Annotated in this window: 25 protein-coding genes and 1 tRNA gene; 5 read left to right on the top strand and 21 right to left on the bottom strand. The window is 69.2% G+C overall.

The window, feature by feature from the left end; translation table 11 throughout:
* Position 1: 1 nt before the first annotated feature.
* From AC1RRF_RS13230 to AC1RRF_RS13195, 8 genes are all read right to left on the bottom strand, one after another.
* The gene (locus AC1RRF_RS13230) at positions 2-2,527 is read right to left on the bottom strand and encodes a TonB-dependent receptor (protein WP_492835259.1); all 2,526 of its coding nucleotides are present in this window, start codon (positions 2,525-2,527) and stop codon (positions 2-4) included.
* A gap of 139 nt (positions 2,528-2,666) precedes the next feature.
* Entirely contained in the window at positions 2,667-3,356 is a 690-nt protein-coding gene (locus tag AC1RRF_RS13225) for a winged helix-turn-helix domain-containing protein (RefSeq protein WP_492835257.1), read from the bottom strand.
* 18 nt (positions 3,357-3,374) lie between these two features.
* Positions 3,375-6,053 carry a DUF4118 domain-containing protein gene (locus tag AC1RRF_RS13220; protein WP_492835255.1) on the bottom strand — a complete coding sequence of 893 codons (2,679 nt, stop codon included), beginning with the start codon at positions 6,051-6,053 and terminating at the stop codon, positions 3,375-3,377.
* Positions 6,050-6,625 carry a K(+)-transporting ATPase subunit C gene (kdpC, locus tag AC1RRF_RS13215; protein WP_492835253.1) on the bottom strand — a complete coding sequence of 192 codons (576 nt, stop codon included), beginning with the start codon at positions 6,623-6,625 and terminating at the stop codon, positions 6,050-6,052. The genes AC1RRF_RS13220 and kdpC overlap by 4 nt, the downstream gene beginning before the upstream one ends.
* 10 nt (positions 6,626-6,635) lie before the next feature.
* On the bottom strand, positions 6,636-7,370 hold the full coding sequence (locus tag AC1RRF_RS13210; protein WP_492835251.1) for a TorF family putative porin: 735 nt from the start codon (positions 7,368-7,370) through the stop codon (positions 6,636-6,638).
* Positions 7,371-7,389: 19 nt separating this feature from the next.
* On the bottom strand, positions 7,390-9,438 hold the full coding sequence (gene kdpB, locus AC1RRF_RS13205; protein ID WP_492835411.1) for a potassium-transporting ATPase subunit KdpB: 2,049 nt from the start codon (positions 9,436-9,438) through the stop codon (positions 7,390-7,392).
* Between the two features lie 34 nt (positions 9,439-9,472).
* Positions 9,473-11,176, bottom strand: a complete 1,704-nt coding sequence (kdpA, locus tag AC1RRF_RS13200; protein ID WP_492835249.1) for a potassium-transporting ATPase subunit KdpA — start codon at positions 11,174-11,176, stop codon at positions 9,473-9,475.
* 12 nt (positions 11,177-11,188) lie between these two features.
* The gene (locus tag AC1RRF_RS13195) at positions 11,189-11,275 is read right to left on the bottom strand and encodes a potassium-transporting ATPase subunit F (protein WP_492835409.1); all 87 of its coding nucleotides are present in this window, start codon (positions 11,273-11,275) and stop codon (positions 11,189-11,191) included.
* A gap of 286 nt (positions 11,276-11,561) precedes the next feature.
* Here AC1RRF_RS13195 and AC1RRF_RS13190 point away from each other — a divergent pair, with 286 nt between their 5' ends.
* The 4 genes from AC1RRF_RS13190 to AC1RRF_RS13175 all read left to right on the top strand — a co-directional run bounded on the left by AC1RRF_RS13190 (position 11,562) and on the right by AC1RRF_RS13175 (position 13,167).
* On the top strand, positions 11,562-11,699 hold the full coding sequence (locus AC1RRF_RS13190; protein ID WP_492835247.1) for a hypothetical protein: 138 nt from the start codon (positions 11,562-11,564) through the stop codon (positions 11,697-11,699).
* On the top strand, positions 11,696-11,917 hold the full coding sequence (locus AC1RRF_RS13185; protein ID WP_492835245.1) for a hypothetical protein: 222 nt from the start codon (positions 11,696-11,698) through the stop codon (positions 11,915-11,917). Before AC1RRF_RS13190 ends, AC1RRF_RS13185 begins: the two co-directional genes overlap by 4 nt.
* Positions 11,914-12,078 (top strand): hypothetical protein, encoded by a 165-nt coding sequence (locus AC1RRF_RS13180; RefSeq protein WP_492835243.1) that lies wholly within the window; start codon positions 11,914-11,916, stop codon positions 12,076-12,078. Before AC1RRF_RS13185 ends, AC1RRF_RS13180 begins: the two co-directional genes overlap by 4 nt.
* A 666-nt stretch (positions 12,079-12,744) precedes the next feature.
* Positions 12,745-13,167, top strand: a complete 423-nt coding sequence (locus AC1RRF_RS13175) for a hypothetical protein (RefSeq protein ID WP_492835241.1) — start codon at positions 12,745-12,747, stop codon at positions 13,165-13,167.
* A 195-nt stretch (positions 13,168-13,362) separates the two neighbouring features.
* Here AC1RRF_RS13175 and AC1RRF_RS13170 read toward each other — a convergent pair.
* From AC1RRF_RS13170 to AC1RRF_RS13115, 12 genes are all read right to left on the bottom strand, one after another.
* Positions 13,363-13,447, bottom strand: a tRNA-Leu gene (locus tag AC1RRF_RS13170).
* A 49-nt stretch (positions 13,448-13,496) separates the two neighbouring features.
* Positions 13,497-14,318: a hypothetical protein gene (locus AC1RRF_RS13165; protein WP_492835239.1), complete on the bottom strand. Its 822-nt coding sequence runs from the start codon at positions 14,316-14,318 to the stop codon at positions 13,497-13,499.
* Positions 14,299-14,832, bottom strand: coding sequence for a CcdC protein domain-containing protein (locus AC1RRF_RS13160; protein ID WP_492835237.1), 534 nt, complete (start codon positions 14,830-14,832; stop codon positions 14,299-14,301). The genes AC1RRF_RS13165 and AC1RRF_RS13160 overlap by 20 nt, the downstream gene beginning before the upstream one ends.
* A gap of 95 nt (positions 14,833-14,927) precedes the next feature.
* Complete coding sequence (locus tag AC1RRF_RS13155; protein ID WP_492835234.1) at positions 14,928-15,941, bottom strand: fumarylacetoacetate hydrolase family protein; 1,014 nt, start codon at positions 15,939-15,941, stop codon at positions 14,928-14,930.
* A 58-nt stretch (positions 15,942-15,999) separates the two neighbouring features.
* A complete protein-coding gene (locus AC1RRF_RS13150; protein WP_492835232.1) occupies positions 16,000-16,737 on the bottom strand; it encodes a hypothetical protein in 738 nt (245 codons plus the stop codon).
* 83 nt (positions 16,738-16,820) lie between these two features.
* Positions 16,821-17,087, bottom strand: coding sequence for a hypothetical protein (locus AC1RRF_RS13145; RefSeq protein WP_291837587.1), 267 nt, complete (start codon positions 17,085-17,087; stop codon positions 16,821-16,823).
* Complete coding sequence (locus tag AC1RRF_RS13140) at positions 17,078-17,551, bottom strand: methyltransferase family protein (protein WP_492835230.1); 474 nt, start codon at positions 17,549-17,551, stop codon at positions 17,078-17,080. Before AC1RRF_RS13140 ends, AC1RRF_RS13145 begins: the two co-directional genes overlap by 10 nt.
* Positions 17,548-17,913 (bottom strand): cupin domain-containing protein, encoded by a 366-nt coding sequence (locus AC1RRF_RS13135; RefSeq protein WP_492835228.1) that lies wholly within the window; start codon positions 17,911-17,913, stop codon positions 17,548-17,550. Before AC1RRF_RS13135 ends, AC1RRF_RS13140 begins: the two co-directional genes overlap by 4 nt.
* Positions 17,914-17,919: 6 nt before the next feature.
* A complete protein-coding gene (locus AC1RRF_RS13130; RefSeq protein ID WP_492835226.1) occupies positions 17,920-19,002 on the bottom strand; it encodes an isoaspartyl peptidase/L-asparaginase family protein in 1,083 nt (360 codons plus the stop codon).
* 40 nt (positions 19,003-19,042) lie between these two features.
* On the bottom strand, positions 19,043-19,747 hold the full coding sequence (locus AC1RRF_RS13125) for an ABC transporter ATP-binding protein (protein ID WP_492835224.1): 705 nt from the start codon (positions 19,745-19,747) through the stop codon (positions 19,043-19,045).
* Positions 19,744-20,733, bottom strand: coding sequence for a FecCD family ABC transporter permease (locus tag AC1RRF_RS13120; RefSeq protein WP_492835222.1), 990 nt, complete (start codon positions 20,731-20,733; stop codon positions 19,744-19,746). The genes AC1RRF_RS13125 and AC1RRF_RS13120 overlap by 4 nt, the downstream gene beginning before the upstream one ends.
* Complete coding sequence (locus AC1RRF_RS13115) at positions 20,730-21,668, bottom strand: TroA family protein (RefSeq protein ID WP_492835220.1); 939 nt, start codon at positions 21,666-21,668, stop codon at positions 20,730-20,732. The genes AC1RRF_RS13120 and AC1RRF_RS13115 overlap by 4 nt, the downstream gene beginning before the upstream one ends.
* Before the next feature lie 167 nt (positions 21,669-21,835).
* Here AC1RRF_RS13115 and AC1RRF_RS13110 point away from each other — a divergent pair, with 167 nt between their 5' ends.
* Complete coding sequence (locus tag AC1RRF_RS13110) at positions 21,836-23,779, top strand: peptide MFS transporter (RefSeq protein ID WP_492835218.1); 1,944 nt, start codon at positions 21,836-21,838, stop codon at positions 23,777-23,779.
* 136 nt (positions 23,780-23,915) lie between these two features.
* On the opposite strand, the gene AC1RRF_RS13105 is transcribed toward AC1RRF_RS13110, so the two are convergent.
* Complete coding sequence (locus AC1RRF_RS13105) at positions 23,916-25,952, bottom strand: TonB-dependent receptor plug domain-containing protein (RefSeq protein WP_492835216.1); 2,037 nt, start codon at positions 25,950-25,952, stop codon at positions 23,916-23,918.
* Between the last annotated feature and the right edge of the window lie 11 nt (positions 25,953-25,963).

The raw sequence follows: 25,963 nt of genomic DNA, 5'->3' as shown, positions 1-25,963 counted from the left end.
CTCAGTAGCGGAATCTGACCGATACCCATGCATTGCGGCCCAACTGGTAGGGCTGGGACGGCGAGACGTAGTTGTCGTTCAACACCGTGTTGAACAGGTTGTTGACCCGAAGATCGAGGGAGACGTTTCCGTAGGCCGTGCGGGCCACATCGACCTGGGTCGACAGGTTCACGTCCACCGAATCCTTGATGTCGACCTTGCCGTAGACGTCGTAGCTGACGCCGCCGACAGTGGTGTTGACGCCGGTGTCGGCGACCCGCTGGTAGCCCTCGCGGTAGCGGGCGTTGACGTTGGTGCGAACGCGCCCGTCGAGCCAGCGCGCGCTCCAGTCGCCGTTCAGGATGAAGGGAGAGGCGTAATCCTGCAGCTGGTTGTCGGCGATGGCTTCCAGCAGGTCGACGATCTCGCCGTTGTAGAAGACCTTCTGGCCCGACAGCTCGACCTCGTCGGCCATGGTGAAATAGCTGAGGTTGGTCGCGTCGGTGTGCGAGAAGTTGGTGCTCATCGTGAGCGTGTGGTTCTCCCCAAAGCGGCGCGTGTATTCCAGCGACAGGCCGCGATAGCTGCGCTCGCCGTCGTTGGTGGCGGTGTAGACGCTTCGGGTCGCCGTGGTTCCGGTCTCGCGGTCGTAGATTTCGGTGGTGCGGACCGAGCGGGCGATCATGTCGCGGTTGTCGCGGAGCACGCCCTTGATCCGGTACTCGCCGCCGATCCAGGCGAGCGGTCCGGTCAGGGCCAGGGTGGCTTCGTCCGAGTACGGAGTTTCCAGGCCGACGCCCGAATAGCGGCTGCTGTCGGTGTGGCTGCTGAGGACCCAGTTGTCGCTCCAGCGGCGCTCGGTCCCGACGATGGTGGGGGTGCGGGTGTAGGTGCGCGTCACCCCGGCGCCCTCGCGCAGGGCGTAGCCGAGGAAGCTGCGGTTGTAGTAGCGGTTCAGGCCCCCCGTCAGGTTCATCCCGGCCCATGGCAGGTCGCGCGAGATCGACAGGCGCGGCGCGACATTGTGGTTGTCGAGGAAGTCCTCGTGATCGTAGCGCAGGCCCGCGCGAACGTCGAAGCCGCCCAGGTCGAACTGGTACTCGGCCCACAGGGCGTAAGTGTTTATCTCGGCTCGGGCGTCGAAGGCGCCGTAGCGCAGCTGGGTTGTCAGGGCATAGGAGCCGTTGCGGCAGGCTAGGCTTTCGCCCTTCAAGCAGACGGTGTTGACGTTGATGTTGCTGGTCAGGTGCGAGATCAGCTCCTGCGGCCGTTCGCGGTGGGCCTTCACGTTGGAGACGTCGAAGCCGGCGGACAGGTTTCCGAAGCCGAGCGGCTGCGCCCAGTCGCCCCTGAAGCGGGTGTCGTCCTGCTCCTGGATGAAGTCCCCCGCCGCGCCGATGGTGCAGGAGCTGGCGGCCGAACAGCCCGCCATGCCCGGGGCCGAGGTCGAGATGTTGAACGTGCCCCACGGCGCGTCACGGGTGTTGTCCGTGTTGGCGTAGCTCAGGCTGAGGCTCCAGGCCGCGGTCCCATGCTCGCCGTCCAGTCCGATCCGGGCGGCCAGTCCGCCGCCGTTGGAGGTGATGAGGTTGTCGTAGGCGGTGTTGGTCTGGCGGGCCTGGCTCTCATAGGGCGTGTAGTTGATCTGGCCGGTCAGGGTCACCGTGTCGGCCAGATCGTATTCGGCCTTCAGCAGGAAGTTCTCGCCCTTGCTGGTCAGGCCGAACGAGCCGTAAGCCAGATAGCTGTTGCCCGGGAAGTTGGTGACGGTCGAGGTGCTGCGGTTGTAGCCGGCCAGCAGGCGCAGCCGTTCATTGACCGGCAGGTCCGCGCTGAAGCCGAAGCGCTCCTTTTCGAACACCGGCGTGGCGGGCATGGCGCCCGATCCGATGGCGGTGCGCGCCAGGTCGGAGATCCGGTAATCGGCCATGCCGTCGTTGGTCAGGCCGTAGTAGGTCTCGAAGCCGAACACGTGCGACGGGGCGCGGGTGGCGATCTCGACGACGCCGCCGGTAAAGTCGCCGTAGCGGGCCGAGATGTTGGAGTCCCGCACCGTCAGCTCGCCGACCAGGCTGGCGTCGACCCAGTGGGTCTGGGCCGAGGCGGCGGCGACGCCGAAGCCGGTGAAGTCGCCCGCGCCCTCGTCGCCATCGTACATGTAGGAGTTCACGCCGACGCCATCGAGAACGAACAGGTTCTCGTTCACCGAGCCGCCCGAGATGGAGATGGTCTCGGGGCGCAGGTCCTGCAGGGCCTCGCGCGAGGCGGCGCCCGCCGAGTTGCTGAACTGGACCGTCGGCAGGATGCGCAGCAGGCTGTTGACGTCGCCCGAGCCGGGCGCGCGGTTGTCCACCGCCTCGCGGTTGAGGGTCGTGGTCCCGGACTCGGCCCCCGTGCCGTAGACCGGCGCGGCGGGTGCGGCGCCCGCGTCATCAACGACAACGGTGGGGATGGATCGGGGCGGCGTTTGCTGGGCGGACTGGGCCGAGGCGTGACCGGCGTGGGCCAGCAGGGCGACCGCCGCCGCTGACGAAAGAAGATGACGCATGACCATGGAATGCACCCCGCAAACTGACTGGGCGGGTCCGTTATCCGTGATCACATGAATATGCAAATCATTATCAATGACTGCGACGCCAAGGCCAAGCTTGGGGCCCGTCATGGGCGTTGAATTCGCGTCAAGAGGCCTAGGTCTGCAGCCGGTATCCGACGCCGGGTTCGGTGGAGATCCAGCGCGGTTGGGCCGGGTCGGGCTCGAGCTTTTGCCGGAGCTGGCCGACGACGACGCGCAGGTACTGGGTGTCGGCGGCGTGGGCCGCGCCCCAGACGGCGGTGAGCAGGTCCTTGTGACTGAGCACCTTGCCGGCGGCGCGCGCCAGCTGGGCCAGCACGTCGTACTCCTTGGGCGTCAACCGCACCTGTTCGCCCGCGCGAGTGACCAGGCGGCGGTCCAGGTCGATGACCAGGTCGCCGACCGCGATGGGTCCGTGCGGCTGGTCGGCGCCCGTCTTCAGGCGCAGGGCGACGCGTAGCCGAGCCAGCAGCTCGCCGACGCCGAAGGGCTTTTCGACATAGTCGTTGGCGCCCAGGTCGAGCGCCTCGATCTTCTCGGCCTCGCGGTCGCGAGCCGAGAGAATGATGATCGGGCCCTGATAGAATTCGCGGGCGCGGAGTAGCACGTCCTTGCCGTCCATGTCGGGCAGGCCGAGGTCGAGCACGACGGCGTCCGGGTTCCACAGGGCGATGGCGCGCAGGCCCTCCTGTCCGCTGTCGGCGCGTTTCGGATCGAAGCCGGCGGCGTCCAGCGCGGGCGACAGGAAGCGATGAATCTGCGCCTCGTCGTCGATGACCAGGACGGTGGTTCTAGCGGCGGACATGGATCCTCATGGGGGTCCTCATAGCAGGTCCCGGTGGGTGGCGATGGCCTTGGGCAGGCTGATCAGCACGCGGGTGCCGTGATCATCGACGATGGGGCTGGCGGCGGCGATGCGGCCGTTCATCGCCTCGACGAAGCCCTTGGCGATGGCGAGGCCCAGCCCGGCGCCCTTCGTCCGGTCCGAGGGCTCCTCCATGCGGCGGAATTTGTCGAACACCCGCTCCAGCTCGGCGGTGGGGATGCCCTGGCCCTCGTCCTCGATGGAGATGACGACCGCGCCGCGATCCTCATAGGCGGCCAGTTCGATGCGTGAACCGTCGGGGCTGTAGGCGATCGCATTCTCGAGGATGTTGACCACGGCCTGCTCCAGCAGGCCCTCGTCGACCATGATCATGCTCAGGTCAGCGGGGAAGTCGCGGGTCAGGGTGCGGGCGCCGAGGCGGCGGCTGATGCGCTGGGCGGCGGCGTTGAGCACGTCGCGCACGTCGGTCCAGTCGGACTTGATGTTCAGCCCGCCGCCCTCCAGCCGGGTCATGTCCAGCAGGTCGCCGACATAGCGGTTCAGCCGCTCGGCCTCCTCGCGGATGCTGAGCAGCAGATCGGCGCGGACGGCGGGCGTCAGGGTGTCGCCGTAGTCGATCAGGGTGGTCGCCGAGCCCAGCACGGTCGACAGCGGCGTGCGCAGATCGTGGCTGACCGAGTTCATCAGGGCGCCGCGGAAACGGTCGGTGCGTTTCAGGGTCGCCGTCTCCAGCGCCTGTCCAGCCAGATCGGCGCGCTCGATGGCGACAGCGCCCTGGTCGAGGATGGCGAGCGCCAGACGCTCCTCGTCCGATCCGGGGGCCAGGGCGTCGGCTTCGATACCCGCGACGCCGGAGCGGCCGCGCACGCCCTGCAGGGGGCGGAAGGTCCAGCTGGTCTGGGGCAGGGTGCCGGTGCCGTGGCCGGCGGGCTCGCCCTTCTCCCAGGCCCAGCGCGCGGCGGCCATGGCGGCCGCACCGAGCTGGAGCGGTGGGTCGACCACGGGAGCGGAGGCGGCGACAGCCAGGTCCTCGCCTTCGGGCAGCAGGACGACGGCCTTGGCCCCGGCGGCGGCGGAGGCCTGTTCGGCCAGGGCCCGGGCGGTGGCGCGGGCGTCCTCGGCGCCGGACAGTGTCTGGCTGGCGGCGAGCAGGGCCGAGACGGCCGAGGCGCGGCGCTGAGCGTTGCGGACCTGCTCGCGCACCCGTCCGGCCAGGGCGCCGGTGGTCAGGGCCACCGCCCAGAACAGCACCAGGGTCAGCAGGTCGGTGGGGGAGCCGATCGCCAGGCTGTAGAGCGGGCGCAGGAACAGGAAGTTGTAGACGAGGAAGGCCGCCGTCGCCGCCGCCAGCGCGGGGCGCAGGCCATACAGCACGCCGGCGCCGACGACCGCCGCCAGATAGATGACGCCCAGGTCGACGCGTTCGAAACTGCGATCCAGGAGAACGCCGAGACCGGTGGCCAGCGCGACCAGTCCGACCCCGACGGCATAGCCGGTCCAGCCCGCGTGCGACGGCGCGGGCCAGAGCCTGAGGCGGGGCTCCGGCGTATCGCTCGCATCGGTGATGATGTGGACGGCGGCGCCCTGGGCGGCGCGCAGCAGCTCGGCGGCCAGCGATCGGCCGAGGAAGGCGCTGAAGCGGTTCTCTCGTCCGCGCGCCAGCACGATCTGGGTGATGTTGTTGCGCCGGACGTAGTCCATGACCGTCCGCACCACGTCGTCGCCGCTGAGCCGCACGCTGCGCCCGCCCAGCTGTTCCGCCAGCTTGACCGCCTCGTTCAGGCGAGCGGCCCCGACCGCGTCAGGCACGCCGCCGCTGGGCCGCTCGACGTGGGCGACGGTCCAGGGGGCGTCCATCATCATGTCGGACATGCGCCGTCCGGTGCGGACCAGGGGCGCGGCCATGGCGTCGCCGCCGACCAGAACCAGGATGCGCTCGCCCGCCGCCCAGGGGCCCTCGACGCCCTTCTCACGTAGGGTGGTGACCAGCTGGTCGTCGACCGTCTGGGCGGCCCGGCGCAGGGCCAGTTCGCGCAGGGCGGTCAGGTTCTCGACCTTGAAGAAATTCTCGGACGCCAGTCGCGCCGTCTCGGGGACATAGACCTTGCCCTCGCCCAGCCGCTTGCGCAGTTCGTCGGGGGTGATGTCGATAACCTCGATGTCGTCGGCGCGGCTCAGGGCGCTGTCCGGCACGGCCTCGCGCTGGCGCACGCCGGTGATGCGCAGGACCACGTCCGACAGGCTTTCCAGATGCTGGACGTTCAGGGTGGTCCACACATCGATGCCGGCGTCCAGGATCTCTTCCACGTCCTGCCAGCGCTTCGGGTGGCGCGAGCCCGGGGCGTTGGAGTGGGCGTATTCATCGACCAGCAGCAGGCCCGGACGGCGAGCCATGGCGCCGTCGATGTCGAACTCCATCAGGGCGCGGCCGCGATAGTCGATCGGCTGGCGCGCCATGACCTCCAGCCCGCGCAGCAGGCTTTCGGTTTCTCGGCGGCCGTGGGTCTCGACCACCCCCACCACGACGTCGCCGCCCTCAGCCTTCCGGCGGCGGGCGGCGCGCAGCATCTCATAGGTCTTCCCGACGCCGGGAGACATGCCCAGAAACACCTTCAGCCGCCCACGCTTGCGGCGGGCGGCTGGCGATGCGGACGGGTCCGGTTCGGTCTGGGTCAAGGGGCCGGCAGCTCCGCGTCGAGGGCGCGGTTGGTCATCAGCACATTCACGCGCGGCTGACCGAGGAAGCCCAGGGTGGGCTGTTCGACATGCTGACCGATGATGCGCTGAACCTGTTCCACGGAGACGCCCCGGGCCGTCGCGATGCGCGCGGCCTGAAGCCGAGCGTAGGCCGGGGAGATATCGGGGTCGAGGCCCGAACCCGAGGCGGTGACCGCATCGGCGGGGATGACGCCCGCGCCGTCCTTGGCCCGGATTGCGACGGCGCGCTCGGCGACGGCGGTCTTCAGGTCCGGGTTCAGCGGCCCGAGGTTCGAGCCGGACGACGCCGAGGCGTTGTAGCCGTCACCCGCCGCCGAGGGGCGCGGGTGCAGGTAGCGGCCTTCCGCGAACGGCTGGCCGATCAGGGTCGAGCCGCGCACCGTGCCGTCCCGGTCGCGGATCAGGCTGCCGTTGGCCTGATCCGGAAAGGCCAGCTGGCCGACGCCGGTGACCGCCAGCGGATAGGCGACCCCCAGCAGCAGGGTGAAGAGGCCCGTCATGACGAGGGCCGGACGCAGTTGGGAGATCATGTCGTGATCCTCAGAAGGCCGCCTTCAGCGAGGCCACGGCGCGCGCGCCATAGCTGTCGCCGAAGTCGTGCTGGTCGGTGTCGTGGTAGCGGACATCGACGGTCAGGTGATCGGTCAGGGCGTAGGCCGCGCCGAGGTTCCAGGTGGTGTAGTCGAGATCGGACGACACCCACTGACGCCCCACCGCGCCCGAGACCGTCCAGCGGTCCATGGGGGTGAAGGCGGCGTTGGCCTCAAGGTAGGTCGCCTCGTCCTCGGACGCGCCGAAGAAGTCCGGCGACCAGTAGACGGCGCCCCCGACGGTGACCGGTCCGACCGCGCGCGAGGCGGCGGCCTTCAGCTCGACGTAGTCATAGTCGGCCCCGTCCGGCTGGCCGGTATAGAGGTAGGCCACGCCGCCGAGGTCCAGGTTCCAGCCGGCGACCTCAGGCCGCCAGCCGCCGTACAGGTCGACCTCGGCGTCGGAGTCATCGCCGAAGTCGACGTTGGAGGCCCAGGCCCCGGCGTAGAAGGCGCCGTTGGTCAGGTCCACGCCCGCCGAGATCGCCGGTTTTTCCTGCGTCTGGCTGACGCCACGGAAGACATAGTCGGAGGTCACGGCGGCGTTCCAGGAGACCTGGGGGCCGGTGACCTCCTGGGCCCGGACCTTGCCGGCCACGCCGACGACGACCAGGGCGGCGATGCAGGCGCCGGCGAACAGGGCGTCGTTGCGACCGGAGGCCTTGAGTTTGGATTTGCGGTTCATGGTTTCAGTCCTTGCAGGATCAGGCCAGGCCGAGGCCGGTGATCACGAGATCGATGAGTTTGATGCCGACGAAGGGCGCGACGAGACCGCCGAGGCCGTAGATCAGCAGGTTGCGGCCCAGCAGTTTCCCGGCGCCGACGGCCCGGTACTTCACCCCGCGAAGGGCGAGCGGGATCAGGGCGACGATGACCAGGGCGTTGAAGATCACCGCCGACAGGATCGCGCTTTGCGGCGAGCCCAGATGCATGATGTTCAGCGCGCCCAGGGCGGGCAGGGCGACCACGAACATCGCCGGGATGATGGCGAAATACTTGGCCACGTCGTTGGCGATCGAGAAGGTGGTCAGGGCGCCGCGGGTGATGAGTAGCTGTTTCCCGACCTCGACGATCTCGATGACCTTGGTGGGGTCCGAGTCGAGGTCGACCATGTTGCCGGCCTCGCGGGCGGCCTGGGCCCCCGTCTGCATGGCCACCCCGACATCAGCCTGGGCGAGGGCCGGGGCGTCGTTGGCGCCGTCGCCGCACATGGCCACCAGCCGCCCCTTGGCCTGCTCGGCCTTGATGAGGCGCATCTTGTCCTCGGGGGTGGCCTCGGCGAGGTAGTCGTCGACCCCGGCCTCCGAGGCGATGGCCGCCGCCGTGACCGGGTTGTCGCCAGTGATCATGACGGTGCGCAGGCCCATCAGGCGCAGTTCAGCGAAGCGCTCCTTCACGCCCGGCTTGACCACATCCTTCAGGTGGATGACGCCGACCAGGACGCCGTTCTCGGTGACCGCCAGGGGGGTGCCGCCCGAGCGGGCGATACGGTCCACGGCCGACCGGAACTCGGCCGGGGTGGCGGCCTCGTCCAGCGCCAGCGACTTCAGCACCGCGTCGACCGCGCCCTTGCGCCAACTGTCCTGGTCCGCGTCCAGACCCGACTGGCGCGTCACGGCGGTGAAGGGGATGGCCTTGGAGCCCGCCGGCTGCTCGACCACGATCCCGGCGTTGCGGCCCAGTTCGATGATGGAGCGGCCTTCCGGCGTCTCGTCCGCCAGGGAGGCGGTGACGGCGGCGCGCAGGGCGGCTTCGGGACGGACGCCCGGAACCGGAATGACCTCGGTGGCCATGCGGTTGCCGAAGGTGATGGTGCCGGTCTTGTCGAGCAGCAGGGTGTCGACGTCGCCCGCGGCCTCGACCGCCCGGCCCGAGGTGGCCAGCACATTGACCTTCAACAGCCGGTCCATGCCGGCGATGCCGACGGCCGAAAGGAGCCCACCGATCGTCGTCGGAATGAGCGTGATGAACAGGGCGCCCAGCACCAGGGGATCCAGCTTTACGCCCGAATAGGCGCCCAGGCCCAGCAGGGTCACGACCGCGATCAGGAAGACCAGGGTCAGTCCGGCCAGCAGCACCGAAAGGGCCAGTTCGTTGGGCGTCTTGCGGCGGTTCGCGCCCTCGACCATCGCGATCATGCGGTCCAGGAAGGTCGAGCCGGGGGCCGAGGTGATGCGCACCTTGATCCAGTCCGACACCACGGTGGTGCCGCCGGTGACGGCGGACCGGTCGCCGCCGCTTTCGCGGATCACGGGCGCACTCTCGCCGGTGATGGCGGCCTCGTTGACCGAGGCGACGCCCTCGATGATCTCGCCGTCCGAGGCGATCACATCGCCGGCCTCGACCAGGATGATCGAGCCGACCGCGAGCTCATGCGCCGGGGTCGGGACGATGGTGCCGGTCTTGGGGTCGACGATCAGCTTGGCCTTGGTCGTCACCCGGGTGGCGCGCAGGCTGTCGGCCGCCGCCTTGCCCCGACCCTCGGCCACGCTCTCGGCCATGTTGGCGAACAGGACCGTGGCCCAGAGCCACAGCGCCAGCTGGATGGCGAAGCCGGCCGACTGGCCGCCCGCCACCGCCGCCACCGCCGAGACGGTGGCCAGCAGGGCCACGATCCAGGTGGTGAAGATCACCGGATTGCGCAGCAGTTTGCGCGGATCCAGCTTGACGAAGGCGTCGCCGAGCGCACGGCCCAGCATGGCGCCGTTGAGGCCGCCCGCGAGGGGCGCCGAGCGGGTCTTGCCGCCCGGCATTTCAGGATTTGCGAAGGTCATTGGGGATGTCCGTTCAGAACGCCCCGCCGAGCATTTGGAAATGCTCGACGATGGGTCCCAGGGCGAGCGCCGGGAAGAACTGCAGCCCGCCGAGGATGAGGATGACGCCGATCAGCAGGCCGATGAACAGGCCGCCGTGGGCGGGGAGCGTGCCGGGGCTGGGCGCCAGCTTGGGCTTGGCCACGAGGGAGCCGGCGATGGCCAGCACCACGACGGCGGGGACGAAGCGCCCGGCCAGCATGGCGATGCCCAGCGTCGTGTTCCACCACGGCGCGTTGGCCGTGAGCCCCGCGAAGGCCGAGCCGTTGTTCGCCGCCGCCGAGGTGTAGGCGTACAGCATCTCCGACAGCCCGTGCGGTCCATGGTTCAGCAGCCCCGCCATGGCGGTCGGGAAGACCGCCGCGATCGAGGTGAAGCCGAGGATGGCCAGGGGCAGGACCAGCACGGCGATCATGGCGTACTGGATCTCGCGCGCCTCGATCTTCTTGCCCAGATATTCCGGCGTGCGGCCGACCATCAGGCCCGCCACGAAGACCGACAGCATGGCCATGACGACCATGATGGCGATGCCCGAGCCGACGCCGCCGGGCAGGATCTCGCCCAGTTGCATCAGGAACATGGTCAGACCGCCGGCCAGCGGCATCAGGCTGCCGTGCATGCCGTTGACCGAGCCGTTAGAGGCGCCGGTGGTCTGGCCGGCCCAGGCGGAGGTGGACGCCACGCCGAAGCGGGTCTCCTTGCCCTCCATGTTCACCGGTTGCTCGATCCCGGCGGCGACGAGCGCCGGCGCGGCCTGGCTCTCGGCGATGTAGATGCCCGAGGTGCAGACCCCCAGGATGATCAGGGCGGCGACGGCGAGGGCCCTTACTTCACGCTTTGCCAGCACGCTGCGGCCGAAGGCGAAGAAGGCGGCCCAGCCCATGACGTTGATCGCCACGGCGGTGATCAGATTGGTCAGGGGCGAGGGGTTCTCGAACGGGTGGGCGGCGTTGGCGTTGAAGACGCCGCCGCCGTTGATGCCCAGTTGCTTGATCGCGACTTGGCTGGCCGTCTGGAACAGGCTGAGGGTCTGCTGTCCGCCCTCGAGCGTGGTCGCCGTGGCGTGGGCCGACAGGGTCTGCGGCATGCCGAGACCGACCAGCACGATGGCCAGCACCAGGGACAGGGGCAGAAGGACGTAAAGCGTCGTCCGCGTCAGGTCGGCCCAGAAGTTCCCGACGCCCTGGCCGCGATTGGCCACGAAGGCCCGGGCCAGGGCGGCCGCGATGGTCGCGCCGGTGGCGGCGGAGACGAAGTTCTGCACCGTCAGCCCGGTCATCTGGGTGAAGGCCGACATGGTCGATTCGCCGCCATAGGACTGCCAGTTGGTGTTGGTCACGAAGCTGACGGCGGTGTTGAACGCCAGATGCGGGCTGACGCCCTCGAACCCCTGCGGGTTCAGCGGCAACACGCCCTGCAGACGCAGGATGGCGTAGAGCAGCAGGAAGCCGACGGCGTTGAACGCCAGCAGGGCGCCGGCGTAGCCGAGCCAGCCCTGGCTGCGGGTCGGGTCGACGCCCGCCGCCCTGTAAAAGACGGCTTCGACCGGTTTCAGCACCGGATCGAGCCAGGTCCGCTCGCCGTTCCAGACGCGCGACATGTAGATCCCGATCGGCCAGCCCAGAAGGGCGGCGAGACCGAGGGTGAGGGCGATTTCCGCCCAGCCTTGAACTGTCATGACGGCGGCTCCCTAGAACCGCTCGGGGCGCACGAGCGCCGCGATCATGTAGGCGGCGACCAAGACGGCCCCGACTCCCCAGAGAATGGAAACGATCATCGTCACATCCTCTTCAACGCAGCGGCGAGACCGGCGAAGGCGACAAACGCCCCGCCGCCCAACGCCAGAAAGATCAGATCGGCCATGCCGACAGCCTCCGACTAAAGAAGGCCGGACAAGGCTCCCGAACGACGTAAGGGCGCCATTCGCTTTCCCGGCGGCGGCATAAGGAAAGCGTAAGGACGGGGCGCCGGGCTTATGCGCCGCTTATGCGCGGACCCGCTTTTCGAATGGCGCGCTGAGGCCTGCCGGGTGTCGATTTGGGGCCTCTGCAACGGAGGTCGAAATGACCCGCAATTCCCTGCTGATCCACAGCCTCAAGCCGCGCCCGCAAGGGACGCGCAGTGTCTGGCGCATGACGCTGGACCTGGTCGGCCAGGCTTTCGGCGCCCGTCCCTCGTCGGAGCGGGAGAGCGGTCGATGATGAGTGGCTATGCGGACGGCGTTCCGGCGTCGGTCCGGCCCCTGCGGCCGCGCCGCTACTGCGTGCAGCGCTGCAAGGGCGGCTGGTGCGTCGCCGTCAACGGCTGCCGCACCGGAGCGCTGGCCGACCGCGAGGCCGCGGCGGCGCTGGCCGGAAGTCTTCAGGCCGAAGCGGACCGGCTGACCGGCCGCCGGAGATGCGGGAGGGCGTCGGCATGAGGGCCCAGATCCCGGTCGAGATCCGCCCGTCCGGCGGGCTGTGGACCTTCACCTCGCGCGACGGGCGGCTGCTCGGCGTCTTCGTCAGCCGCCAGGCCGCCCTGCGCGCCGCGCGAGACGAGATCAGCGGCCACCCCGGTTATGTCCTCACCTCGGGCTAGCCGGGCGGATGAGGAGCGGGAGATCATCGATCGCGAATATCGAAAATTGTTCGCCGAAACGGCGACGGACCAGGCGACATCATACGTTGAGATAGTGTGTTCGCTGAACGGCCCGGGGGGTCCCTCTCCTCAGGTCTGGCCCGACGAACGCCGAAGCCCCCGCCGGGTCCCCTCTGGCGGGGGCTTTTCCATGCGGAAAGGGCGGCCCTTGCGGGGCGCCCCCAGGACCTCATCAGGCCGGCGGGTTCCAGTCGCCAGGCTCGAACGGCCCCATCTCGGTGCAGACGTACGTCGGCGGTTTCACCTCATAGCCGGACGGCAGGCTGGGCGAGCCGACCAAGCTTGGCGGCAGGCAGTTGGGGGCATCGGCGCAACAGCCGAACGTCGCAAGATTGTGCGCGCGATGGGTGTGTGCGTGGGGTTGGACGGCGTACCGCCGGGCCGCTTCCAAGAATGTTTCGTGACCACGTGCGGGTTCGGCCCCCACCGACGTCTTCCAGTCAGGATTGTTGGTGCGGACCGCGCCAGCTCTTTTTCCGGGGGACGTCATGATGCGCGAAGCTTTGAGCGGTTTAACCGCCGTAGCGATGCTGTTGGCCACAGCAAGTGGAGTCCAGGCTGGTCAATTTGGCCCACTGCCGAACCGAAATCCGAACAGGTAGAATCGTGACCATCGACAAAGCGCAGTTCAGGACGTTCATTTCCCTGGCGGCCTCACACTACGAGGAGGCCATGGGACGTGGACGAGATCCCGGCAGCGCGGCTGCGCTGGCGGAGATGACTGAGAGAGCCTCACGAGCAGGCTACAAATCTCTGCTGATCACTGCGGCGGACATGTTGACGGCTACACAGGGCTTGCCTCTGGAAAGGCGGCGAGCGTTGGACGAGGCGTTGGTCTCGCAAGGCGCACCCACCTTGTCAGAAATGGCGGCCGGGATGGGGTCGATCAGTGCGAGGGTGCTCAAGCGGAATCGCATCGCGAATGACGACGAGGCCCTCTTCCTGCGCTCGGTCCTAGACGCGCCGGATCTGTCGGATGAGTTCCGTGGCACGATCCAGGCCTTGGTCGACAAGTACGAACAAACCTGACGTTGCCCAATGCGTCGGCGGTCTCTGATCTCTGGCCTTGGCTTGAAGAGACCATCGGCGCCCAGGATCGGTTGGCTAGACCCCGTCCACCTGCAGGCGCCGCTCGAGTCGCTCGGCATCTCGCTTTCGCTCGGGAAGCCGTTCGGCTCGGTCCGTCGCGGGCCGACGCTGAGGCTATCTTCTGTATTGTTTTGATGGTGCGGGCGGTCGGGCTCGAACCGACACTCCTTTCGGAACCGGATTTTGAGTCCGGCGCGTCTACCAGTTTCACCACGCCCGCATGGGTCTGCGCCTACAGGCGCGGTCGTTTGAATGCAACCTGCCGCGCGTCAGTTCGCTGGCGGGGTGAAGCGGTTCGTGAAGCGGTTCGTGAAGCGGAAGAGGCGACCGCGCAGGTCGGTCCCGTCAGCGGGCGGCCCTAGCCTGGCTCCCGTGACGCCTGCGACGGCGCTGGCGCCGAAGCCGTGGCCGGGCGCGGTTTCGGTGTCGGCGCGGCAATCCCGTAGAGTCCAGTCGTCGGCGATCACGCAGGAGACGCGGACCGCCGCCGGTGCGGCGTTAATGGCGCCCGGGTTGTCCGGGAATTTCACATGGCCGATGTCGACCCAGACGGTTTCCGGACCTGAGTTGACCCGCACCAGCAGGTCCCGGGGCTCATCCAACGGCTGGCCGCAGGCGGTCAGGACGGCGTCCACCGCGGCGACGGAGGCGGGAACGGTCAGACGGTAGCGGCGCGAGCGGTCGGCCGAATCTTCGGGATCCAGCCGGATGTCCAGATCGCCGCCGGCGCGCAGCTGGCGCGCCAGCCGGGCGGGCTCGTCGGCGCCCAGAACGGGCTGGCCGGGCTGGGTGATCCAGACCTGGTTCTCGGCCGCGATGGCTCCGGCCGACACCTGCACCTTGCGCGTAGCGCCGGTGGAGACCGGGACGCCGGTCAGCAGCATGTCCAGTTCGCCGGCGCGGCAGCGCAGGGCCAGGACGTTGGCGCCGAAATCGAGCGTGGCCAGGGTCAGCTGCTGTTCGGCGTTGGTGGCGAGGTCCCAGTCCTCGGTCGCCTGCTGGGCCAGGGCGGGGGAGGCGCCGAGCGCGCAGACGGCGGCGGCGAGAAGGGTGTGGGTCAGGCGCACGACGTCAGGCCTCGGTCTCGACATGGGCGTCGGCGCCGCCGTGGCGGATGTTGCGGGCCCGGATCCACATCTCGATGCGCTGGACCACCACCGTGCCCGCGGCGAACAGCATGAAGGCCTCAAGGATCGCGAGCGGATTGACGTGCCAGTCGGCGGCATGGGCCTCGAGCCACGGACGCAGCGCCTGACGCGCGATCAGGATGGCGATGACGATGACCAGACCGATGGGCGAGGCCTGGGCCTTCAGCGTGCCGTCCGGCTCCTTGTAGATCGTGGTCATCTTGCCACGCTGCCAGCCGAAGACGCAGCCCAGCGCCAGGCCGACGGCGAGGATCAGCAGCGACAGGGGTTCGACCGGCGCGTGGCCGCGCCCGCTGACGGTCATGCCCCAGATGCCGAAGCCGATGGCGGCCACGACCAGCAGGGGCGCGACCCACATGAATTCGATGCGCAAGGTCCGGGGTCTGCGGTTGCGCAGCAGGACGAGCGGAATCACCACCGCGATGGCGATGAGCGGAATGAGTTGTTCTTGCGTCACGAAGACTTCCCCCGTTCGCACTGAGCGGCGAACGGGGGAAGCTTAGTCCGTCCTGCGCCCGCGTAAAGACAGGCGAGCTTCGGGTCGGTTCGGCCTCAGCCGGCTACCGGGCCGACGGTCTGCTCGATGGCGCCGAAAATGGAGTGATGCTTGTCATCCAGCATCTCGATTCGAACGGTGTCGCCATGCTTGAGGAAGGCCGTTTCGGGCTTGCCGCGCAGGAGGGTTTCCACCGTGCGGACCTCGGCGATGCAGGAGTAGCCGAGGCCGCCTTCCGACACCGGCTTGCCGGGGCCGCCGTCGGCGTCGCGGTTCGAGACCGTGCCCGAGCCGATGACGGTGCCGGCGCACAGGGCGCGGGTCTTGGCCAGGTGGGCGATCAGGGTCCCGAAGTCGAAGGTCATGTCGACGCCGGCGTCGGCCTTGCCGAAGTCCTCGCCGTTCAGCTGGACCGACAGGGCGCCGTGCAGCTTGCCGTCGTTCCAGCGGTCGCCCAGGGCGTCGGGGGTGACGAAGACGGGCGACAGGGCGCTGGCGGGTTTGGACTGGACGAAGCCGAAGCCCTTGCCCAGCTCGGCCGGGATCAGGTTGCGCAGCGACACGTCGTTGACCAGGCCGACCAGGCGGATGTGCGACAGGGCCTCTTCGCGGGTCACGCCCTGGGGCACGTCGCCGGTGACGACGACGATCTCGGCCTCGAGGTCGCAGCCCCAGCTTTCGTCGGCCAGGGGGATGGCGTCGCGCGGGGCAAGGAAGCCGTCCGACCCACCCTGATACATCAGGGGGTCGGTCCAGAAGCTGTCGGGCATCTCGGCGCCGCGGGCCTTACGGACCAGTTCGACGTGGTTCACATAGGCTGAGCCGTCCGCCCACTGGTAGGCGCGGAGCAGGGGCGAGGCGGCGTCGCGCTCATGGAAGCGGCCACGCGGCACGCCGCCGTGCTCCAGACTTTCGGCCAGGGCCCGCAGGTCGGGTTCGACCCGATCCCAGTTGTCCAGCGCGGCCTGCAGCGTCGGCGCGATCAGGAAGGCGTCGGTGAACCAGGCGAGGTCGCTGGAAACGAGGACGAGGCGGCCGTCACGACCGTGCTTGAGCGAGGCGAGTTTCATGATTCCGGCTTAAGCGGTTTCCCGCGTTCGGGAAACCGCCTGTCGCGGGATCGTGTCGTCAGTCGTGGCTCAAACGTGGCCCGTCGCCGCCGGACAGCTCGGCCAGCGCGGCCCGCAGCGCCCGGATGCGGGCCTTCTCGTGCCGCCAGTGTTCGTTGAAGGCCGCGACCGCGAGGCGCAGGGCGTCGGTCTGTTCGCGGACCGTCATCTCCTTGCGCGGCGCGGGGGCGGGATGGTGATCGTGGTCCGGCTTGGCGGGCGCGGGAGGGGCGACGTTGATGGTGATGTTGGCCGCCGCCGCGACGGCGCCGGCGGTCGAGCCGTGGCCGTGGTCGTCGTCGGGCTTGTCATCATGGCCGTGGCCATCGTGCGCCTTGTCGTGGTCGGACTTCGGGGCGGCGTGACCGTCCTTGGGCTTTTCGGGCAATTTGCCGTCGACGGCAGCGCGCAGGGCCTTCACGCAGGCGGACAGGCCGTCCTTGCCGCCGGCGAGTGCGAGGGTCTTGCCCAGACGATTGTCGACCACGCCCAGCAGATGTTCGGCCCGGCCCCTGAGGGCGCTGTCGTCCGCCTTCATGGCGTCCTTGGCCGCGCCGTCGATGGCCTTCCAGATCGAGGCCGAGGCGTCGCCGGTCTTCGGTCCCGCGCGCGAGCCGAGGAACCAGCCCAGCAGGACGGCGGCGAGCAGCAGAAGGATCAGGGCGGCCCACATCACCGGGTCCGCGCCCAGATAGAGGGGCGCGTCGAGCGGCGCGTTGGCCGGATCGGCCGTGGCGAAGTCTGGGCCGTAGGACATGCAATACCCGCTGAGAGGACCGAATGGCATTCTGCGCCGACGGCAGCGCTTGGCAACGGGAAAAGGTTAACGGTTTTGTGGATTCAGCCGGGCGGATGGATCAGGGCCTTGGCCTCGGCGCCTTCGCGGCCCCCGATCAGGCGCACCTCCACCTCGACGGCGATGGCGCCCTCGGGCTGGTGGGCCCACAGGTAGCGGCGCTCGATCTCGACCTCGCGGCCGGACGGCGCCACGCCCTCATAGGTGTCGCCCCAAGGCGTGACGGCCTTCATGTCGGGCCAGGGCAGGGCGCAGGCGGCATCCAGCTCCTCGATGGCCACCACGGACAGTTCGTCTTCGTTCACAGCCATCGGCGCACCTTTGAGCGATAGGCGTCGTAGGCGGCGCCGAATTTTCGCGACAGGTACTGTTCTTCGCCCAGCACGACAAATCGATCGATCACGACCATGCAGGGGATCAGCAGGGCCAGGGCGATCAGGCTGTCGATAGCCACGGCGATCCCGGCGTAGGCGATCGCATAGCCGAGGTAGATGGGGTTGCGGCTGAACCGGTATGGGCCCTCGGTCTCCAGCGCGGTGGCGTCCTTCCACGGCTCGGCGGGCGTGCCCTTTCGGCGGAAGCCCTGCACCGCCGCGCCGTCGAGCAGCAGGCCGCCGACGATCAGGGCGAAGGCGATGTAGCGGCGGACGTCCCAGCCGACGCCGACGCCCGGATCGGCGACGACCCGGCTGAGGCCCCAGCCGGCGAGGATGAAGGCCAGGTAGATCAGCGGCGGCGGCAGCATCGCCGGGCCGGGCCGGGACGCGGCGGTCATATGGTCTGGCCTTGCGGCGCGGTGAATTCGGACGGGGCGGCGTCGCCGGTGTTGATGACCTCGGACGGCTCGAAGATCATCACCTCGGCCTCCGCGTCAGCGGCGGTGCGATGCTCGACGCCGCGCGGCACGACGATGAACTGGCCCGGATCGAGGGTGACGATCCGATCGCGGAACTCGACCCGGAAGCGGCCTTTCCAGACCAGGAACATCTCCTCGGCGTCGGCATGGCTGTGCCAGGGGAAGACGCCCTGCACCTTGACCAGCCTGACGTCCTGACCGTTCAGCTGCGCGGCGACACGGGGGCGCCAGTGGTCGGTGAAGGCGGCGAATTTCTCGGTCAGATCGATGGCGGCGGTCATGGCGGATTACTCATCCCCGTAGATGGCGACCTGGGCGGCGACATCGCTGGCCACGGCGCCCCGGTACATGCCGGCGGTGTTCATCAGGAAATAGAATCGGCCGTTGCGGTTCATCACGATCACGCCGCCGTCGCCGCCCAAGGCGCCGACTTGCGCGATCTCGGCCTCGGCTTCCGCATAGCCGGGCTGAACCCCATCCGGACGTTCCCCGGTCCGGTAGGCCTCGCCCATCGCCGCGCAGATGTCCCGCGCCACCGTCGCGCGGATGAAATACTCGCCCGAGCCGGTCGCCGAGACCGCGCACCCATCGGCGTTGGAGGCATAGGTGCCGGCGCCGATGATCGGCGCGTCGCCGACGCGGCCCCAACGCTTGGCGGTCATGCCGCCGGTCGAGGTGCCCGCGGCGAGGCGGCCCTGGCTGTCGAGAGCGACCGCGCCCACGGTGCCGAATTTGCGCTCGTTCAGCGGCGGGGCGACGACCTCCGCCATGGCGCCTGAGGCGGGCGCGCCTGCGGGCCGGGCGGGGATGGGCAGGTTCTGGCGCTGAAGTTCCCGCTCCAGCCCCTGCCAGCGACGCTCGGTGAAGAAGAAGCTCGGATCGACCTGCTCCAGTCCAACGGAGGCCGCGAAGCGGTCGGCGCCTGGGCCCATCAGCATGACGTGGGGCGACCGCTCCATCACCGCTCGGGCGGCGGCGATGGGGTGGCGGGTGGTGGTCAGGCCCGCGACCGACCCGGCGTTCAAGGTGGCGCCGTCCATGACGGCCGCGTCCAGCTCGTTGCGCCCCTCGGCGGTGAAGACGGCGCCGCGCCCGGCGTTGAACAGCGGGTCGTCCTCCATGACCTGGATGGCCGCCTGCACGGCGTCCATGGCCGAGCCGTCTGCAGCCAGCACGGCCTGCCCGGCCTCCAGCGCGCGATGCAGGGCGGCGCGGTAAGCGGCGTCCTGTTCCGGCGTCAGGCTGTCGCGCTCGATCACTCCGGCGCCGCCGTGAATGGCGAAGGACCAGCGGGGCGTCTCCTGCGCCACGGCGGGCGCGGCGATCAGGGCGAAGACGGCGGCGGCAAGGGCAAGGCGGAAACGGGTCATGGCCGCAGGGTCGACCGTTCGCCCGTCCAACTCAAGGGCTTCAGGCGACAGCGCGGCCGCAGCAGGGGCAGGCGGTGGTCTCGACCCCGAACAGCGTGCGCAGACGGTCGGGCGCGAGCGCGGCGGCGGGGGGCGCCGATTCGATCCGGTCCGGTCCCAGCGACAGCACCCGGTCCGCCCGCATGGCGAAAGGCAGGTGATGGGTGGAGACGATGACGGCGCGCCCCTCGTCCGCCAGCGCACGGATCGCCGCCTCAACCTGCTGACTGTGCGCGGGGTCGAGCAGGGCCAGGGGTTCGTCCAGCAAGCAGAGGGCGGCGTCCTGCACGAACAGACGGGCGATCAGAATCAACTGCTGCTGGCCGCTAGACAAGCGGTCGAAGGGACGGTCGGCGAGATCGGCGACCTCAAGCCGGATCAGGGCCGCGCGCGCGGCGTCCAGATCGTCGGGAGCCAGGGCCGAGGACCAGCGCCGCCGTCCGGCCCGGCCCAGGGCGGCCACATGCAGGGCGGAGAAGCCCGCGGACACGGCGCCCGGCGGCGGCAGGTAGGCGGCCGGACCGGCCCCCACGATGCGGCCGTGAAGCGGAGGGAGCAGGCCGGAGATCGTCTTCAGCAGGGTGGTCTTGCCGGCGCCGTTGGGACCGATCAGAGCCACGACCTCGCCAGACGCGACGGCGAGGTCGAGCGTCGGCAGGCGAAAGCCCCGGCGACCGGCGACCAGGTGTTCCAGAACCAGGTTCATGTCCGTCTCGCGTTGAGCACGAACAGCAGCAGGAAGGCCGGGGCGCCGACAGCAGCGGACAGCAGGCCGACGGGCAGTTCCGCCGGGCCGAAGGCGGAGGCCAGCCGATCGATGACGAGGGCGAACAGGGCGCCCGTGGCCATGGCGGCGGGGATCAGCCGACCGGCCTGTTCGCCGACGATCAGCCGCGCGGCGTGCGGGGCCAGCAGGCCGATCCAGCCGACGACGCCCGCCACGGCCACCGCCGCCGAGGTCATCAGGGCGGCGGCGCACAGGGCGATGATGCGCAAGGGCCGCGCGGCCAGGCCCAGCGACCGCGCCTGCTCGTCTCCCAGCGACAGCACGTCCAGTCGGAAGCCCAGCCACAACAGGGTCACGGTTCCCAGCGCGGCGGGGACCAGGGCCAGGGCCGCTTCCGACAGGGTGGCGCGGGTGAAGGATCCCAGCAGCCAATAGGTGATGGCGGGAAGCTGGGAATAGGGCTCGGCGAGCGTGACCACGAGCCCCAGTCCGGCGGAGGCCAGGGCGCCGGCCACGACCCCGCACAGGATGAGGGCCAATCGCCCATCGCCGCTGCGGGTCAGGGCCGCGCAGCCGACCGCCAGCGCCCCAGCGGCGAGACCGCCGATGAAGGCGGCGGTCTGGGTCATGAAAACCCCGGCGCCCAGCAACAGGGCGACAGCCGCGCCGAAGCCCGCCCCCGAGGAGACGCCGAGCAGGTCAGGCGAGGCCAGGGGATTGCGAAACAGGACCTGGAAGCCCGCTCCAGCGCCGGCCAGCGCCGCGCCGCAGGTCAGGGCCGCGAGCAGGCGGGGGCCGCGCAGGGCCAGGGCCAGCTCCGCCTCGGGCGAGCCTCGTCCGAACAGGGCGGCGGCGAGATCGGCAGGGGCTACCGACAGCGGGCCGGAACACAGGACAGCGGTCGCGGCGGCGAAGGCCGCCAATGTCAGGGCGGCGGTCGGGATCCAGCTTGGAACGGCTCTCAATCGAGCCATTGCGGGCGGTGGATTTCGGCCGGAGCCAGCCCGTACAGGCGGCGGCTGAGCATGGCCAGGGCCATGGCGCTGTCTTGGGGAGAGGCCAGCCAGGCGCAGCCCAGCAGACGGTTCACCGACGGCGGCCGGTCGATCCAGCCGAACGGCTTGTCCGGCAGCAGCAGGATGCGGCGCATCCCGCCGTTGGGACGGCGGCGCCAGACTTCGCTGTGCAGGGCGGTGCGCGCGAAGCCGGGATTCAGGGTGACCAGCACTTCGGGGTCCCAGGCGATGATCTGTTCGCGGGTGACCCTCCCGATGTCGGTCGCGCCGACCGCGACATTGGTCCAGCCGGCGCCTTCGAGCACCTCGGTGGCCAGGGCGCCGCGGAAACCGGTCTCCAGTCCGTCCGCGCCGCGCGCGTAATAGAAGCTCCGGCCCGGCGGCGCCTGGCGCCAGTCGGCCAGCACCCGTTCGGCCTCGTCGGCCAGGCTGTCGCCACGCGCGGCGACGCCGAGCAGCCCTCCGGCTTGCCGGAAAGCCTCGGGAATGCGGGCCAGGGCGCCGTCGATCAAGGTCCAGGGCACATTCAACCGCGCCTTGATCCGGACCCCGCGTTCGACGTTCTGAGCATCGGTGTCGCCGTAATCGAGAATCAGGCTCGGGTGCAGGGCGGCGATGGCTTCCAGCCCGGCCTGCCGTCCCGGTCCGGCCAGTCCGCCCAGCTCGGGCAGGGCTGACGCGCCCGGCGCCAATCCGGCCAGGCATTCGGGGTCCGGCTTGCGCGGCCATCCCGCCAGCCGCTCGCGGGCGACGGCCCAGATCAGCAGGGCGGCGGGCTGTCCCGCGGCGATCACGTCGCCTTTCGTCGTGGGCGCCCGGGAACAGGCTGCGGGCGCGAGGCCCAGGGCCGCTCCGAGAGCCAAGGTCGCACGGCGGGTCAGCATCTCTGAGTCGGCTCCTGCGAGGTCCCGCTCCGGTCTCACACAGGGTTACGGCTTGTAAACCCCTACGCGCGGTGGTCCTATCGCGCCTTCGTCAGGGGAAGGCGGGGCCGCAAAGGCGCGCCCACAACACATACGGGCATCGCACCCCCGCAAGTCAAAGGGTAGGCATGAATATCGTCATCTTGCTGGGGGTGTTGATCACCCTCGCCACGGGAATTCCCGTGCTTCTTCAAATCCTCAAGGGGCACCCCCGTGGGCTGATCATCTGCTTCTTCGCCGAGATGTGGGAACGGTTTTCGTTCTACGGCATGCGCGGCCTGTTGATCTTCTATCTGACCCAACATTTCCTGTTCGATGACGGCTTCGCCTCGGGCCAGTACGGCTCCTACGCCTCGCTGGTGTACCTGCTGCCGCTGATCGGCGGCATCGTGGCCGACCGCTACATCGGCACGCGCAAGGCGATCATGTTTGGGGCGATCCTGCTGGTCGCCGGTCACGGCATGATGGCGTTCGAGGGCAACCCCTCGACCCAGACCCTGAGCTACGGCGGCTCCACCTATGAGATCCAGATCGACGGACGCGGCGACAGCCAGACGTCCCAGGTCGTGGTCGGCGGACAGCCCTACCACTTCACCCCCGCCGAGGGCGGCGGCCTGACCATCACCAACCTGCCGGCCGGTTCGGCCATCCCGGGCACGCTCGCGGAAGGCAGCTACGAGTTGACGGCCCAGCGTGATCCGATGGGCGTCAATGTCTTCTACCTGGCCCTGTCGCTGATCATCATGGGCGTCGGCTTCCTGAAGCCGAACATCTCGACCCTGGTCGGCCAGCTCTATCCGCAAGGCGACAAGCGCCGGGATTCGGGCTTCACCCTCTACTACTACGGCATCAACCTGGGTTCGTTCTGGGCGGCCGTTCTCTGCGGCCTGCTGGGTCAGCGCTTCGGCTGGAGCTGGGGCTTCGGCCTGGCGGGCATCGGCATGCTGGCCGGCCTGATCGTCTTCTGGCTGGGCAAACCCCTGCTTCAGGGCAAGGGCGAGCCGCCTGTTCCGGCGCTGATCAAACAGCCGGTCATGGGCTTCCTGAACCGCGAGACCATCATCTATCTGCTCGCCATCGTCGGCGTGGCGGCCCTGTGGTTCATCGTTCCGAACCACGCCCTGGTCGGCACCGGCCTGATCATCTCGACGATCCTGTCCTTGGCCTTCATCACCTGGTTCATCATCTTCAAATGCGACAAGGTCGCGCGCGAGCGGATGATGCTGGCCATGGTGCTGGTGTTCGGCTCGGTCATCTTCTTCACCCTGTTCGAACAGGCCGGCTCCTCGCTGAACCTGTTCGCGGACCGCAACGTCGATCTGTCCCTGACCAGCCAGGCGACGACCTTCCTCGGCATTCCGATGGGGTCGCCGGATCAGCTGGCGGCCGCGGGCGTCAACACCGCGAACTGGTGGAGCTGGATCGACACCTCGATGTCGGCGTCCCAGACCCAGTCGTTCAACGCCGGCTTCATCCTGATCTTCGCGCCGGTCTTCGCGGCCCTGTGGGTCTGGCTGGCCAACCGCAAGATGGATCCCAACCCGGTGGTCAAGTTCGGCCTGGGCCTGATGCAGGTGGGCCTCGGCTTCCTGGTCATCGTCTGGGGCGTCCGGTCCGGCATGGTCGACGAGGCGTTCCGCACGCCGCTGATCCTGCTGGCGCTGCTCTACCTGCTGCATTCGACCGGCGAGCTGTTCCTGTCGCCCGTCGGCCTGTCGGAGATCACCAAACTGTCGGTGCCGTCGATCGTCAGCTTCATGATGGCGGTCTGGTTCATGGCCTCCTCGATCGCCCACTACGTCGGCGGCATGATCGCCGGCGCCGCGGGGACCGAGACGGTCGGCGGCCAGGTGCTGGATCCGGGCCGGGCGCTGAACACCTCGCTGGAATCGTTCAACACCCTGGGCTGGGTCGGCGTCGGCATCGGCGTGGCCTTCATCCTGGCCAGTTTCATCATCGCGAAGTGGTCGAACGGCGTGAACGATCCGAACAACCACCCGGGTCCGGCGCTGACCGATGCGGGTCGCGAGGACGGCAATGTCGCCAACCCTTCGGCGACCACGACCGGCTGATCCCGATCAGACGTGAGACTGGAAAGGGCGGAGCCTCGCGGCTCCGCCCTTTCTTTTTTGCGCTAACGCTCGCAACGCGGTTGCTCGCTGCTTGAGCGCGGGACTAGCGCCAACGCTCGCGGCTTGAGCCCAAGCCCTAGAAAGTCTTTCGAACCTGGAAGAACAGCCAGGGGCTCATCTTGGTGCGGCGCACCTCGTGGGTGACGACCGGCGCCGCGTCGCGCGGTCCGCTGTAGATGTCGCGGTTGTAGCCCTGGGCCCGGTCGCTGGCGTTGCCCATGTCGACGCGGACGGTCAGGTCGGGCCGCGGCTTCCATTGGCCATACAGCGACACCCCCGGCTCGGCGTACAGGGCGCGGATCTCGCGCACCCGGAAGATGCGGCCCTTGTCGACATTGCAGGCGTGGTCGAAGCCGTAGGACCAGCGACCGCCCTTCAGATCTTGATTGAAGTTGACGCCGCAGCCGAAGGCCTGGTCGCCCTCGAAGCGGCGCTCCTGGCCGGTGACCGGATCGGTGACGCGGGTCTGCGACCAGCTGGCGCGGGTTTGCAGGCGGGCGTTCGGCAGGCCTAGCCGGTCCATCGGCAGGGTCAGACGCACCTGGTAGAAGTTCGCGGTTCCGTCGCCGATGTTGCCGACGCCGTCGAAGCCCCCGGCCAGCGGGATCACATCGACCACGTCCTGGATATCCGAATGCCGGACAGTCACGTCGAAGACGCCCTTGTCCCAGAAGCGGCGCTCGTAGAAGGCCTCGAACACCGTCTCCTGCGACGGCGCCAGATCGGGGTTGCCGCCCTCGACCTGGCCGATGTCGATGTCGGCCGAGGCGACGAAATCGCCGAAGTCGAGCTGGCCCACCGTCCGCTCGACGCGGAAGCGGAACTGGTGCCCGGTCCATGGCGTCCAGGTCGCCTGAATGCGGGGCTTGGGATAGACGAACGACTTGCTCAGGTCGCTGTCGCCCGTCTGGCTGATCTCGGACACCTCGACCCGCACGCCGAACTCGAGGGTGAACTCGGGGTCGGGCCGCCAGGTCGCCTGGCCGAAGACCTCTCCCCGCAGTTCCTCGACCCGTACAGAGGCCGAGGGCAGGGGTACGGCCACGCCGTTTTCGGCATAGGTCGTGGCGCTGTCGAGGAAGTTCCACGCCACCTCGCCGCCGGTCTCGAACGACCACTGGTCCGAGGGACGATGGCGCAGCTCGACGCGGACGATCGATTCCCCCGCGGTGTCGTCGGAGGTGAAGGTCGAACTGTCCCCGCCGCTGGTGGAGACGCCGGTGTAGTCCTCGGTCTCGTAGCGCTGCAGACCCGTCAGCTCGAGGGCCGTGCGCGCGCTAAGGTCCCGGACCCAGCTGACGCCCAACTCGCTGTCGATGCCGTGGTCTTCCTCGTCGTTGCGGCTGTTGGTTCCGGGACCAGAGCGGATCAGGACGTCCTGAGCGTTCTCATTGCTGAACCAGCCCAACAGGCCGTTGATCCGCAGGCGGCCGCCGCCGAGACGGCGCTGCACCGCGCCGGTGGCGCGCACGTTGCGGAAACGGTCCCACAGAACCAGGTCGGCGTCCTGGACCAGATTGCCGGCCGCGTCGTAGCGCCGACGGAAGCCGTCGCCTGTGCCGTCCGTCCGGTCGGAGGTGGCGCTGATCGAGCCCTCGATCTGATTATCGCCGTCGCGGCGGGAATAGCGCGCGGCCAGCAGCGGACCGAGATAGCCGTCGGGGTAGATGTAGCTGTTCAGCTCCAGCACGCGCTCGGTGGTGACCTGACGCGCCAGCACGACGTTGGCGATGACCGGGTGGCCCTGCATGTCGATGCCCGCCGCGCCGCCGCGGATCAGCTCGATACGCGCGACCCCGGCGGCCGAGATGCGGCGCAGGACCGCCTCCAGATTATCCGTCTTGGTCGAGGGCGGCTGGCCGTCGATCAGGACGTTGCCCGAGGCGCCGGCCAGGCCGCGCGTGTCGCTGTCGCCGGAGTTGAAGGCGAAGCCCGGCAGGCGCGTGATCATGTCGTAGGCCGTGTCCGGACGGCTGTCGGCGAAGAAGACGGGCTCGAACACCAGCACGCCCTGCTGGGCGACGCTTTCGGGGGCGGGCGGCGCGGTCTGCGCCAGGGCCGGCGTCGCGAGGACGGACGCTGCGACGCTCGCTAGCCAGAATGCCTTGTGCATGACGTCTCCCC

Source organism: Brevundimonas sp. GW821-FHT12C05 (genome assembly GCF_058807475.1).
This window is presented reverse-complemented; position numbering and strand designations above follow the sequence as displayed.